Here is a 12,368-nt window from a genome sequence, read left to right as displayed (position 1 = left end):
CCGCCCCGGCTCGGCATTCTGGGCGCCGCTTTACGGCCTGCCCGTATCAAGCTTCGGGCCTGGCCAGCGTATCCCGTCGTGCCGAAATGCCTTTCCACACCCCCGGAGAGGCGTGTCTGGGCCCATTACAAAAAGGACATGCCCATGGCCTCATACGAAATTCTCATCGCCGATGACCACCCGCTGTTCCGCAGCGCCCTGCAGCAAGCCCTGACACTGGGCCTGGGGCCTGATGCGCGGCTGGTGGAAGCGGCGAGCATCGCCGAGCTCGAGACCCGCCTGGCCGAGCGTGCCGACTGGGACCTGGTCCTGCTCGACCTGAACATGCCCGGAGCCTACGGCTTCTCCGGCCTGGTGCTGCTGCGCGGTCAGTATCCGCAGATCCCTGTGGTGATGATCTCCGCCCAGGAAGAAGCGTCGGTAGTCGCTCGTTCCCGTGAGTTCGGTGCCAGCGGTTTCATTCCCAAGTCCAGCCCGCTGGAAGTCATCCAGAACGCGGTGCGCGCGGTGCTCGATGGCGATGTCTGGTGGCCTCCGCAGCTTGAAGAAGCACAGGCCCTGTCCGATGAGGCCAAGGCTGCCAGCGAGGGCCTCGCAAGCCTGACGCCCCAGCAATTCCGCGTGCTGACCATGGTCTGCGAGGGCCTGCTCAACAAGCAGATCGCCTTCGAACTGCATGTTTCGGAAGCCACGGTGAAGGCCCACGTGACCGCTATCTTCCGCAAGCTCAACGTGCGTACCCGCACCCAGGCCGCGCTGCTGCTGCAACAGATGGAATCGATTCCGTCGTCCTGACGCCGGGTCTTTCACGCAAATTTGAAGCGCGTTGCGTTAGGCTGCGCGCTCCTCTCAACAGCCCCTTTTCCTATGTCGCCATTCAAAGGCCAGACCGGCCTCAAACGTATTCTCAACGCCGCTGGATATTCCCTTGACGGGCTGCGTGCCGCCTTCACTGGCGAAGCCGCCTTCCGTCAGTTAGTGCTGCTCAACGTGGTCCTGATCCCGCTGTCGTTCTTCCTCGATGTCAGCCGTGGCGAACGCGCGCTGATGATCGGCGTCTGCCTGCTGGCGCTGATCGTCGAGCTGCTGAACTCGGCGGTGGAAGCGGCCATCGACCGCATTTCTCTCGAACGCCACCCCCTTTCGAAGAACGCCAAGGACATGGGCAGCGCCGCGCAATTCACTGCGCTGACCCTGATCACTGCGGTCTGGGCGACCATTCTCCTGGGCTGATGCTCAGGCAATCGGCGGAAGTACGATCTCGTCACTGCGCGTCACCCCGGCGGTCAGTGCCCGGCACTGATCGAGGAACTCGCGCATGGCCGCCGTCTGGTACTTCTGCCGGTGCCAGATGAAATAGAACTGCCGGCGCAGGTCGATGCCCGGGGTTTCCACCGGCACCAGGCTGCCGCGGCGGAAGGCATCGCGCAGGGCCAACCGCGAGATGCAGCTGATGCCGAGGCCCGATTCCACCGCGCGCTTGATCGCTTCGGTGTGCTCCAGCTCCAGGCGGACGTTCAGCGGGGTAGGGTGGTGGCGCATGGCCTGGTCGAAGGTCAGGCGGGTGCCCGAGCCCTTTTCCCGGAGAATCCACGCTTCGCGACTCAGCTCCGCCAGGCTCGCCTGACCCTTGGCAGCCAGCGGGTGCTGCGGCGCACAGAACACCACCAGCTCATCCTCCACCCAGGGCAGTACTTCGATATCCGGGTGCTGGCAGTCGCCTTCGATTAGACCCAGATCAAGCTCGTAGAGGGCGATCTGCTGGACGATATTCGCCGTGTTCTGCACATGCAGGCTCACCTGGCATTCCGGGTGGCGCTGCATGAAGGAGCCGATCAGCAGGGTGGCCAGGTAGTTGCCCACCGTGAGGGTGGCGCCGACATCAAGGGAGCCGAAGCCCGTCTTGCCATTGAGCAGATCCTCGATCTCGCGGGCCTGGTCCAGCAGGGCCACCGCCTGGGGCAGCAACTGCCGGCCCAGGGCATTGAGGCTGAGGCGCTTGCCGGCGCGATCGAACAGCTGGCACCCCGACTGCCGCTCCAGCTCCGTTACGGAAGTGCTGGCGGCCGACTGCGACAGGGAAAGCTGCTGGGCAGCGCGGGAAACGCTCTCCTGCTGGGCGACGGCGACGAATACCTGGAGCTGACGGAGAGTAAATCGCATATCTATATAACCGATAACCTATATCTTGATAATTCAGTTAACAGATATTGTGGTGGTCATTACAATGTCGCGCAATCGCGCCCCCTCCTGAGCGGCGCTGGCGACTTCAAATTTTCGGAGCCCCGTAAATGAGCAACATGAACTCGGAGCGCATTCTCAGCGTTCATCACTGGAACGACACGCTGTTCAGCTTCAAGTGCACCCGTGATCCGGGCCTGCGCTTCGAGAATGGCCAGTTCGTCATGATCGGCCTGCAACAGGCCAGCGGTCGTCCGCTGATGCGCGCCTATTCCATCGCCAGCCCGAACTGGGAAGAGCATCTGGAGTTCTTCAGCATCAAGGTGCCGGATGGTCCGCTGACCTCCCAGCTGCAGCACCTGAAGGAAGGCGACGAGATCATCATCAGCAAGAAGCCCACCGGCACGCTGGTGCTCGACGACCTGAACCCGGGCAAGCACCTGTACCTGCTGAGCACCGGCACCGGCCTCGCGCCCTTCATGAGCGTGATCCAGGACCCGGAAACCTACGAGCGCTTCGAGAAGGTGATCCTGGTCCACGGCGTGCGTTACGTGAACGAAGTCGCCTACCGCGAGTTCATCACCGAGCATCTGCCGCAGAACGAATTCTTCGGCGAAGCCGTCAAGGACAAGCTGATTTACTACCCCACCGTGACCCGCGAGCCGTTCGAGAACCAGGGCCGCCTGACCGACCTGATGCGCAGCGGCAAGCTGTTCGAAGACATCGGCCTGCCGCCGATCAACCCGCAGGACGACCGTGCCATGATCTGTGGCAGCCCGAGCATGCTCGACGAGACCAGCGAGGTTCTCGACAGCTTCGGCCTGAAGATCTCCCCGCGTATGCGTGAGCCGGGCGACTACCTGATCGAGCGCGCCTTCGTCGAGAAGTAAGCGCCATCGTTACACAGCAAAGCCCGCCAATTGGCGGGCTTTGTCGTTTCCGGGGATCAGACCGGGGAGCTGAAACGCTGTCCGGAGATGGCCGGGTGGTAGATCGGCTGGATCTTGTTCCCGGCTGGGTCCAGCACGTGGAAGCTGTGGGCGCCGTCGCCATGGGCGAAGGGGCGGTCGAGCATGGTCACGCCCTTGGCCTTGAGGTACTGGTACCAGGCTTCCAGCTCTTCCAGGCTGTCCACCACGAAGCCGTAATGGTCCACCGCCTGCACGCCGCTAGCGGATGCGAAGGCGCGGCCGAGGGACAGGTTGTCGTTGCCGCAGGTGAGGTAGACGAGGTCCTCGTTGGCGCGGTTGAGGACTTCCATGCCCAGCACGTCCACGTAGAAGCGTTCGCACTCCTCCAGGTTGGGCACGACGATGGCGATATGGCGCAGGCCGTTGAGGCGGCTCGGGCGAGTGGGCATTTCTTTGTCTCCGTTTTTGTATACAATTTTTGAGAAATATAAGACAAAACGGAGTTCAACGTGTACTGCCTTCTCCTCAAGACCCGCCTGCGTCCCGGCAGCCTGGACGCTTTCATGGACGCCATGCGCGTCAACGCCGCTGCATCGGTGCGCGACGAACCCGGTTGCCTGGTGTTCGATGTACTGCGGGATCGCAGCGATCCCGATCTGGTCTGGCTCTATGAGGTCTACACCGACGAAGCCGCCTTCGAGGCGCACATGCGGACGCCGCATTTCCTCGCCAGCCGCCCGTTGGTGGACCCGCTGATCATGGAGCAGGACTGCATCGAAGCCGATTCCCTGGTGCTCAACCCGGCCCGCTGAATAGCGCCTCTTTTTGTAGGAGCGAGCTTGCTCGCGAACAGCTAGAGCAGGATCTTTTCGCGAGCAAGCTCGCTCCTACACGTTGGGCCATGCGCCAACTGCGACGGTTGGCGCTGCCCCGAAAAAATCAGCCCCGCGCAATCTCCAGCACGCGAATCCGCCCCGGTTCGGGGTAATGCCAGCGCACGTCCACGTCCCACAGGCGGGCGCCGTAGCGGCGTTCGGGCTCGGGCTTCTGGTAGGCCGGACGCGGGTCCTGGGCCAGGCACTGCTCCACCAGCTCGGCCAGGGGTTCGCCCAGGCGCTGGCCGTGTTCGCGGGCCTGGAGCAGGGCGCTTGGCTCCCATTCCACCGGAATCAGTTCCGGCGCCGCGTCGGCGATGGCGTTGAGCGCGCCTTCCTGACGGTCGGCGTAGGGCACGTAAGGTTTGATATCCACGACCGGCGTGCCGTCCAGCAGGTCGATGCCGGACAGCCAGAGACGACCGGCTTCGACCTTCTCCAGTTTCACCACCGACTGGCCAATGCCGTTGGGGCGGTGGGTGGAGCGGCTGGCGAAGACGCCAATGGACTGGTTGCCGCCCAGGCGCGGCGGGCGCACTTTCAGTCGCGGCTTGTCTTCCAGGGCCTGGTGGAACAGGAACAGCAGCCAGACATGGCTGACCTGTTCCAGCCCTGCGACGGCATCGCCGGTATCGAACGGTGGCACCAGTTCCAGCACGCCCCGGGCAGCTGGCGCCAGGTGAGGCTGGCGGGGAATGGCAAATTTTTCCTTGAAGCAGGAGCGGACGTAACCGACCGGGGAAATGCTGTGCTGCATGTCAGTAGGGCACGCGGCAGCCGGCATCGCGGAAGGGCCCACCCAGGCGCTGCCAGCCTTCGCCAGGCGTGGTCTGGGCGCAGGTCAGCGCGCCATCCTGCTTGCTCTGCCAGATGAAGAAGGGCGCCGGCGCAGCGAAGCTCGGGGCGGCAAGGGTGAGCAATAGAGTCAGGAGAGCGAAGCGCATGGGGTATTTCCGCTGAAGTGCGCGGCTACCCTAGCGCCGCGCCGGGCGCCGCGCAATAGACCGGTTACAGGTGGAAACCACCGTCGATGGGGATGACGTTGCCGGTCATGTAAGCCCCCGCCGTGCTGGCGAGGCTGATGGCCAGTGCGGTCATTTCTTCGCCCCGCCCCCAGCGCTTCATCGGGATCAGTGCGGTGTCGCGGGCCATGGCCTCAGGGTCATTGGCGATGAAGCGGGTCATCTTGCTGGGGAAGCGCCCGGGGGCTATCACGTTGACATTGATGTGCTCGGCCACCAGTTCCCGCGCCAGCATCCTTGAGAGCTGGTGCAGCGCCGCCTTGCTCGGCCCGTAGGCGTAGGCCTCTTCGCCATGGGAGGTGATCCCGGCGACCGAGCCGATGTTGATCACCCGCGCCGGGCTGGCTTCGCTGCCGGCCTTGCGCAGCAGCGGCAGCAGTTGCTGGATGCAGCTGAACACCGAGGTGACGTTGAGCTGCATGACCTTTTCCCAGCCCTTCACCGGATAGCTTTCCAGCGGGGCGCCCCAGGTGGTGCCGGCATTGTTCACCAGGATGTCCAGCCGTTCGATGCGCTGCGCCAGCGCTTCGGCCAGCGCCTTGGCGCCTTCTTCGCTGGAGAGGTCCGCGGCAAGGCCATGGCATTCGCCAAAGGCGGAGAGCTCGACAGCGGTTTCGTGGCAGGCCTCGGCATCACGGGCGCAGATGAAGACGCGCGCACCGGCTTCGAGGAAGCCCTGGGCGATCATCCGACCGATTCCACGGGTACCACCGGTGACCAGGGCGGTGCGGCCCTGAAGGCTGAAATAAGGATGCATGGCGAACCTCGCGACTGTGCCGGGAAAGGCCCATACCCTAGCCCCGGGGTGGCCGGGGCGGGGGCATTATCGAGGTGCGGAATGCACTGGCATTGTCAGGCGGGGGCAGCCTGGGCGGCGGCCAGCTCGGCGTCTTTGGCCAGGGCACGGGTGTAGGCAGGGCGTTCGATGAAACGGGCGATGTATGCCTTGATGGCCGGCACTTCCGGGATCAGCCCGAACTGGGTCGTCCAGTTCAGCGCGCTGCCCCAGAGCACGTCGGCGGCGGTGAACTGTTCGCCGAGCAGCCAGGGCCCTTGCTTGAGCTGGCCAACCAGGGTCTTCATCACGCTGTCGAAATCGCCATAGGGCGAGCGCGCTTCCGGAATCGGCTCGCGATTCTGTACCCGGTCCACCACGGCCGGTTCGAAACAGGAGCCGTAGAACACCATCCACCGCAGGTAGGGGCCGCGCAACGGGTCGCCCAGGGGCGGTGCCAGTTTGGCCTCGGGGTAGAGATCGGCGAGGTAGAGGTAGACCGATACCTGCTCGGTGACCACCGCGTCGCCGTGGGTGATGGTGGGGACCTTGCCCATGGGGTTGATGGCGAGGAACTCGGGTTTGCGCTGCTCGCCGAGCTTCATGTTCATCACATGCAGCTTGAAGTCCGCGCCGAGCTCTTCCAGCAGCGTCAGGGCGCCGGTGGAGCGGGTGTAAGGGCAGTGGTAGAGGGTTACCTGGCGGTTCTGGTCGGTCATTGTTGTGATTCCGCTTGGGCCATGGATGCTGCGAGTCTAGACGCAGCCTCTAGAGCCTGCCGTCCCGCCTCAAACGGCGCAGAACCCAGCGGCGGTAGACCAGTGACAGAAGTGGCCTGATCAGCGGCAGCCCGATCGCCCAGGCCAGCGGTGCCATCCTGGGGACCCGCGCGAACAGGAGGATGTAGGCGTCCAGTTCGCGATGGATGCGGCCGGCTTCGTCCTGGACGTGGAGTTCGGTTAGTGCCAGGTAGGGGTCAATGCCCAGGGCGCGCAACTCGGCGTCACGGCCGGTGATGTCGATCCATTCCACGCCCTCGGCGGCGCGGGGGAAGGATTCGTACCAGCGGCGGTCGGCGATGCAGCGCGGGCAGGCGCCGTCGTAGAAGACCTTGAGCATGGCGGGGCTCTATTGATGGGTATCGCTGCGCTCCACCACATCCTACGACCAAGAGGGCGCATGAGTGTGCCCAAAAGAAAAAGCCCCGCATCAGCGGGGCTCTTTCATCCAACTATCGACTCAGACCAGTTCGGCCCACATGTCGTACTCGTCGGCATCGACGATGCGTACGCGCACCTTGTCGCCCGGCTTCACGCTGGTGGACTCGATGAACACGCTGCCGTCGATTTCCGGCGCGTCCGCCCAGGAACGGGCCACGGCACCTTCGTCGTCCACTTCGTCGATCAGCACGTCCATTTCGCGGCCGATCTTCAGCTGCAGGCGGGCGGTGGAGATGGCCTGCTGGTGGGCCATGAAGCGCTCCCAGCGGTCCTGCTTCACGTCGTCCGGCACCAGTTCCAGGCCCAGGTCGTTGGCCGGGGCGCCTTCCACCGGGGAGTACTGGAAGCAGCCGACGCGGTCGAGCTGGGCTTCGGTCAGCCAGTCCAGCAGGTACTGGAAGTCTTCCTCGGTCTCGCCGGGGAAACCGACGATGAAGGTGGAGCGGATGGTCAGGTCCGGGCAGATCTCGCGCCACTTCTTGATGCGGGCCAGGGTCTTGTCCTCGAAGGCCGGGCGCTTCATGGACTTGAGCACTTTCGGGCTGGCGTGCTGGAAGGGGATGTCCAGGTAGGGCAGCAGCTTGCCTTCAGCCATCAGCGGGATCACGTCGTCCACGTTGGGGTACGGGTAGACGTAGTGCAGGCGCACCCACACGCCCATGGCGGACAGGGCTTCGCACAGTTCCAGCATGCGGGTCTTCACCGGCTGGCCGTTCCAGAAGTCGAGCTTGTACTTGAGGTCGACGCCGTAGGCGCTGGTGTCCTGGGAGATCACCAGCAGCTCCTTCACGCCGGCCTTGACCAGGCGCTCGGCCTCGGAGAGCACGTCGCCCACCGGGCGGCTGACCAGCTTGCCGCGCATGGAGGGAATGATGCAGAAGCTGCAGCTGTGGTTGCAGCCTTCGGAAATCTTCAGGTAGGCGTAGTGACGCGGGGTCAGTTTGATGCCCTGCGGCGGTACCAGGTCAACGAAGGGATCGTGGTCGGCCTTGGGAGGAATGACTTCGTGAACGGCGTTCACCACCTGCTCGTACTGCTGCGGACCGGTCACGGCCAGCACGCTCGGGTGTACGTCGCGGATGGAATCTTCGGAAACGCCCATGCAACCGGTGACGATCACCTTGCCGTTCTCGGCGATGGCTTCACCGATGGCGTCGAGGGACTCGGCCTTGGCGCTGTCGATGAAACCGCAGGTGTTGACCACGACCACGTCGGCATCCTGGTAGGTCGGTACGATTTCGTAGCCTTCCATGCGCAGCTGGGTAAGGATGCGTTCGGAGTCGACGGTGGCCTTCGGGCACCCTAAGGAAATAAACCCTACACTAGGAACTTTCTTTTCTGCTTTGGCGGTCATGGCGAATCACGGGGGGTGAAAAATAAACGCGCGAGTATACAGCTATCTGCGGTTCTCTGACCCTAAGCAGGCGACCGGGAGCAGCGCCGACCGTCAGTTGCAGTACGCACAGAAGTGGGCGGCTGAGCGCGGCCTGGTGCTCGATCAGACCCTTTCCCTGCGGGACGAGGGTCTGTCGGCCTACCACCAGCAGCACGTCAAGCAGGGCGCCCTCGGGGCTTTCCTGCAGGCGGTTGACGAGGGTCGCATCCCTGCTGGCTCGGTGCTGATCGTCGAGGGGCTGGACCGGTTGAGTCGTGCCGAGCCCATCCAGGCGCAGGCTCAGCTCGCCCAGATCATCAATGCCGGTATCACCGTGGTGACCGCGAGCGACGGCCGGGAGTACAACCGCGCCGGCCTGAAGGCGCAGCCCATGGACTTGGTTTACTCGCTCCTGGTGATGATCCGGGCGCACGAGGAGTCCGACACCAAGTCGAAGCGGGTCAAGGCGGCCATCCGACGTCAGTGCGAGGGCTGGCAGGCCGGCACCTACCGGGGCCTGATCCGCAACGGACGAGATCCGCAGTGGTTGCGCTGGGACGGCGAGGCGTCAGTCTGGCAGCAGATCCCTGAGCGGGTGGAGGCGGTGCGCTACGCCCTGGAGCTGTACAAGCAGGGCGAGGGCGCCACCCGGGCGGTGCGCAAGCTGGCCGAGAAAGGCTATGCCCTGACCGAGTGGGGGCTGGCGGGGCAGCAGCTATACCGCCTGGTGAAGCTGCCGGCGCTGCGGGGTGCGAAGCGGATCAGCGTTGACGGAGAGGACTACCTGCTGGAGGGCTACTATCCGCCGCTGCTCACCGATGAGGAGTACCAGGACCTGCAGGGCTCGACCGAGACGCGTCACGGGCGGCGGGGTGCTAGCGATATCGTGGGCCTCGTGACGGGGATCGGGATCACCTGGTGCGGCTACTGCGGCACGGCCGTGGTGGCGCAGAACCTGGTCAGCCGAGCGCGCGAGGATGGCACGCTGAACGATGGCCATCGCCGGCTGCACTGCACGTCCTACAGCAACCGCCAGGGCTGCAAGTCGGCCAGCTGCAGCGTGGTTCCAGTCGAGAAGGCGGTCATGACCTTCTGCTCCGACCAACTGAACCTCGACCGGATATTGGCTCCTGCAGATGATGACGCGGGTCCGCGCCGCCGCCTCCAGGATCTTCGCCGCCGGCAGGCTGAGGTGGAGCGGCAGCTTTCCCGGGTGACCGAGGCGCTGCTGGCCGATGACCAGGGCGCCGCGCCGCTGGCATTCGTCAGGAAGGCGCGCGAGCTGGAGGGCGAGCTGCAGCAGCTGCAGCACGATGCTGAGCGCATCGAGCACGAGCTGGCCGGGTCGGCGCCCCGGCAGTCGCCGGCCCGCGCCGAGTTGTGGCGACAGCTTGCGGTGGAGGTGGAGGACATCTACAGCCCTGCCCGTGAGAAGGTGCGGCAGCTGATGCTGGACACCTTCAGCCGGATAACGGTCTACATGCGGGGCGTGGTGCCGGACCCGGCATCCAAGGTGCTTAACCTGGTGCTGGTGTCGCGGACGGGGAGGCAGGTGTATCTGGAGGTGAATCGGCGGACGGGCCATTGGGTCGAGAGCCGTGGCCGCGCCCGCCGGGGGTGATCAGGCAGCTTTGCCCATGAGCCTTTCGACCAGTACGGGGTCGCCGGGCGGGCTGGTGTGAACCTCCAGCCAGCCCATACCCTCCCAGAAGTTCTCCTGCACCTCGACGCACACGCGCCAGGCTGCCCAGGCGAGATCCTGGCCAGCCTCGATCACGTTGCCTTCGTCGTCCACCACGGCCAGGCGGGCAGGGCGCCCGTCGGCGGTGGTCACCTTGAAGCCCGTGCTGGCGTTGGCGGTGATGCGCGAGGCCTGCAGCGGGGGGTTAGGGATAGCGTTCTTCATGCTGCAAGTCTCCTAATCTGACGCGCTTGCCAGGGATCATTGGCGCGTGCGATCGCTGCCATGGTTCCGGGGCTGACACTGTTGCCGCACATGTGCACCTGCTCCGACAGGGTGAACCGGCGGCCGTCATGGCCCTGGTCGATGATGTAGCTGTCGGGGAAGCCCTGGGCGCGGTACAGCTCTCGCGGCTTCAACATGCGCAGCCGGATATCTACGATCACGTAGGGGTCGCCGCTGATCCACACAGTGACCAGGGCCAGGCGGTCCTTGGTGGTCACGGTGCTGACCGGCTCGTCCAGCGGCCTGATGTTCTCCCCAGTGCCGTGGTACTTCATGAGGAACGCAGCGACCCACATGGCGCCATCCATCTGCTCTGGCGTCAGGCTGGCGCCTGCCATCTCCGCGGTGACCAGGCCGTGGTGCTGACCGCCAGCGCTGATGGTTTGCAGGGGTTCGTCGGCGCCGCGCGCGTCACAGTTGCCGCGCAGGTGCAGCAAGTGCGCCGCGACCAGACCGTGGTGGTCGGCGCCGGTCTGGGTGCCCAGCGGGGCGTCCACCGGGGCTCCGTGCGAACCCTTGCGCAGGGTCACCAGGTTGGCGCTCACCAGCTGCTGCTGGCTGCCCTTGTTGGTGATGGTGCTGATCGGCACGTCGGACGGGCGGCTGTGGGTGGTGTTGTAGCCACCGTTGGCCTGGGCCAGGAAGGCAGTGGCAAGCGCGTGCTTGCCGCCTCCAGCGACCACCGTGCCCAGCGGTTTGTCCAGCCCAGGCACTCGCGGCTCCTGGCCTTCCCGTTCGCCGTAGCCAACCTGTATCAGCGTTGGGGAGGCCAGCGCGAACGAGCCACCCTTCGGCCAGGCGGTGATGGTGTTCAGCGGCTGGTGAACCGGGTTGACCGCTTCGCGCGACCAGTTGGCGATGGGCACGATGAAGGGCTGCGCACGCTGTTTCACTTCCCGCTCGATGCCGAGGGCGATCCGGCGCATGGTCGCGTCGGCCAGGGCGCGCTTCCGGTTGCGGATGGACTGGCCCAGGTCGCTCCAGTCGATGCACTCCGCCGCAGTGCGGTGCGGCTTCTGGCCCTTGGCGGGCTTGGCCGCGTGGGTCTTCACTGGCGCCGCCGGCTCGTAGCCGTCGGCGGTGGCCACCATGTACAGCCGCTGGCGGCTGGTGGGGTCGCTGTAGTCGCAGTTGCGCTCAACCCACCACTCGACGTGGTAGCCCAGGCCGCGCAAGGTCTGGACGAAGTGGTGCCAAGTACGGCCCTTGTGCTTCGGGTTCGGCACCAGGAACTGCTCATGGCGCGGTACGCGCTCGCCCGGCGCCGCCACGGCGCCGTCCAGCTTCACCACGCGGCCGGTGACCTTGCAGCGCTTGGCGATCAGCGGACCCCACTGGAGGATCTGCTTCACGTTCTCCAGGCTGATCACCCATGGTCCTTTGCTCTGGCGCCGCAGCTTGCCGGCCCACTTCACCACCACCCAGGACAGGTCGCGGATCTCCTTCTTGCGCGGCTGGCCGCCGGCCGCCTGGCTATGGTGCCGACAGTCCGGCGATGCGTGCAGCCAGCCGACTGTCTTGCCGCCAGTGCTCTCCAGCGGGTCTACGCCCCAGACATCGGTCTGGTAGTGGGTGGTGTGCTGGTGGTTGGCGGTGTGCATGCTGATCGCCGCCGGGTTGTGGTTGATGGCGATGGCTACCTGGCGCCCGAGGCCGATTTCCAGGCCAGTGCTGGCTCCACCGCCGCCGGCAAACAGGTCCACTACGATGGCATCGTCGGCTTCGTCCAAAGGAAGGCCGTATTGGGTTCGGAAGGTCGACGGCGCGCGGTTGTTGAGGCTGGTCATGCAGCACCCCCGCCGGCCTGGTTGGCCTTCTCCTGCAGGTGCGTATACCCCTTAACAGGCTGCGCGTGCGGGCGGGGCGGGAAGCGGAGCGTTGTCCCCATTTGCGCGGCACGGCGCACGCCTGTCGTGGGGTGTACAACTCCTGCGCGGGCGCTGGATAGGGTAGGGATGATGCCTGCCGCTGCGCGGCAGAGGCTGTTTATCTCGCCACCCTTGGGCGTCTGCTGGCGGCCGATGGCCACGGCGCAGTCCTGGG

At 65.2% G+C, this 12,368-nt stretch carries 15 protein-coding genes; 5 read left to right on the top strand and 10 right to left on the bottom strand.

The genetic code is table 11. The features are described from left to right. Positions 1-144 precede the first annotated feature (144 nt). Together erdR and E8E91_RS19790 are read left to right on the top strand one after the other, a co-directional pair. A complete protein-coding gene (gene erdR / locus E8E91_RS19795; RefSeq protein WP_280378087.1) occupies positions 145-795 on the top strand; it encodes a response regulator transcription factor ErdR in 651 nt (216 codons plus the stop codon). 72 nt (positions 796-867) lie between these two features. Beyond that, positions 868-1,233 carry a diacylglycerol kinase gene (locus E8E91_RS19790; protein ID WP_069085287.1) on the top strand — a complete coding sequence of 122 codons (366 nt, stop codon included), beginning with the start codon at positions 868-870 and terminating at the stop codon, positions 1,231-1,233. A gap of 3 nt (positions 1,234-1,236) precedes the next feature. On the opposite strand, the gene E8E91_RS19785 is transcribed toward E8E91_RS19790, so the two are convergent. After that, positions 1,237-2,163 (bottom strand): LysR family transcriptional regulator, encoded by a 927-nt coding sequence (locus tag E8E91_RS19785; RefSeq protein WP_151136294.1) that lies wholly within the window; start codon positions 2,161-2,163, stop codon positions 1,237-1,239. 128 nt (positions 2,164-2,291) lie between these two features. Between E8E91_RS19785 and fpr the strand changes: the two genes are divergently transcribed. Beyond that, entirely contained in the window at positions 2,292-3,071 is a 780-nt protein-coding gene (fpr, locus tag E8E91_RS19780; protein WP_151136293.1) for a ferredoxin-NADP reductase, read from the top strand. Positions 3,072-3,127: 56 nt separating this feature from the next. On the opposite strand, the gene E8E91_RS19775 is transcribed toward fpr, so the two are convergent. Next, positions 3,128-3,541 carry a VOC family protein gene (locus E8E91_RS19775; protein ID WP_151136292.1) on the bottom strand — a complete coding sequence of 138 codons (414 nt, stop codon included), beginning with the start codon at positions 3,539-3,541 and terminating at the stop codon, positions 3,128-3,130. A 60-nt stretch (positions 3,542-3,601) separates the two neighbouring features. On the opposite strand from E8E91_RS19775, the gene E8E91_RS19770 reads away from it, so the two are divergent. Then, complete coding sequence (locus tag E8E91_RS19770) at positions 3,602-3,904, top strand: putative quinol monooxygenase (RefSeq protein WP_280378084.1); 303 nt, start codon at positions 3,602-3,604, stop codon at positions 3,902-3,904. 127 nt (positions 3,905-4,031) lie between these two features. On the opposite strand, the gene tsaA is transcribed toward E8E91_RS19770, so the two are convergent. From tsaA to rimO, 6 genes are all read right to left on the bottom strand, one after another. After that, positions 4,032-4,724 carry a tRNA (N6-threonylcarbamoyladenosine(37)-N6)-methyltransferase TrmO gene (gene tsaA / locus E8E91_RS19765; RefSeq protein WP_280378082.1) on the bottom strand — a complete coding sequence of 231 codons (693 nt, stop codon included), beginning with the start codon at positions 4,722-4,724 and terminating at the stop codon, positions 4,032-4,034. A gap of 1 nt (position 4,725) precedes the next feature. Beyond that, on the bottom strand, positions 4,726-4,911 hold the full coding sequence (locus tag E8E91_RS19760) for a hypothetical protein (protein ID WP_280378080.1): 186 nt from the start codon (positions 4,909-4,911) through the stop codon (positions 4,726-4,728). A 64-nt stretch (positions 4,912-4,975) separates the two neighbouring features. Further along, positions 4,976-5,746, bottom strand: coding sequence for an SDR family oxidoreductase (locus tag E8E91_RS19755; RefSeq protein WP_280378078.1), 771 nt, complete (start codon positions 5,744-5,746; stop codon positions 4,976-4,978). A gap of 95 nt (positions 5,747-5,841) precedes the next feature. Beyond that, positions 5,842-6,483: a glutathione S-transferase family protein gene (locus E8E91_RS19750; RefSeq protein WP_280378077.1), complete on the bottom strand. Its 642-nt coding sequence runs from the start codon at positions 6,481-6,483 to the stop codon at positions 5,842-5,844. 49 nt (positions 6,484-6,532) lie between these two features. Further along, entirely contained in the window at positions 6,533-6,883 is a 351-nt protein-coding gene (locus E8E91_RS19745; RefSeq protein WP_280378076.1) for a DUF393 domain-containing protein, read from the bottom strand. A gap of 120 nt (positions 6,884-7,003) precedes the next feature. Next, positions 7,004-8,338: a 30S ribosomal protein S12 methylthiotransferase RimO gene (gene rimO / locus E8E91_RS19740; protein ID WP_280378074.1), complete on the bottom strand. Its 1,335-nt coding sequence runs from the start codon at positions 8,336-8,338 to the stop codon at positions 7,004-7,006. Between the two features lie 22 nt (positions 8,339-8,360). On the opposite strand from rimO, the gene E8E91_RS19735 reads away from it, so the two are divergent. Next, positions 8,361-9,980 carry a recombinase family protein gene (locus tag E8E91_RS19735; protein WP_280378224.1) on the top strand — a complete coding sequence of 540 codons (1,620 nt, stop codon included), beginning with the start codon at positions 8,361-8,363 and terminating at the stop codon, positions 9,978-9,980. On the opposite strand, the gene E8E91_RS19730 is transcribed toward E8E91_RS19735, so the two are convergent. After that, positions 9,981-10,265, bottom strand: a complete 285-nt coding sequence (locus tag E8E91_RS19730; RefSeq protein ID WP_280378071.1) for a hypothetical protein — start codon at positions 10,263-10,265, stop codon at positions 9,981-9,983. Further along, complete coding sequence (locus E8E91_RS19725) at positions 10,262-12,112, bottom strand: DNA cytosine methyltransferase (RefSeq protein WP_280378068.1); 1,851 nt, start codon at positions 12,110-12,112, stop codon at positions 10,262-10,264. Before E8E91_RS19725 ends, E8E91_RS19730 begins: the two co-directional genes overlap by 4 nt. Positions 12,113-12,368 lie beyond the last annotated feature (256 nt).

It is taken from the genome of Pseudomonas sp. BN515, from assembly GCF_029873155.1.
GTDB lineage: Bacteria > Pseudomonadota > Gammaproteobacteria > Pseudomonadales > Pseudomonadaceae > Metapseudomonas.
This window is presented reverse-complemented; position numbering and strand designations above follow the sequence as displayed.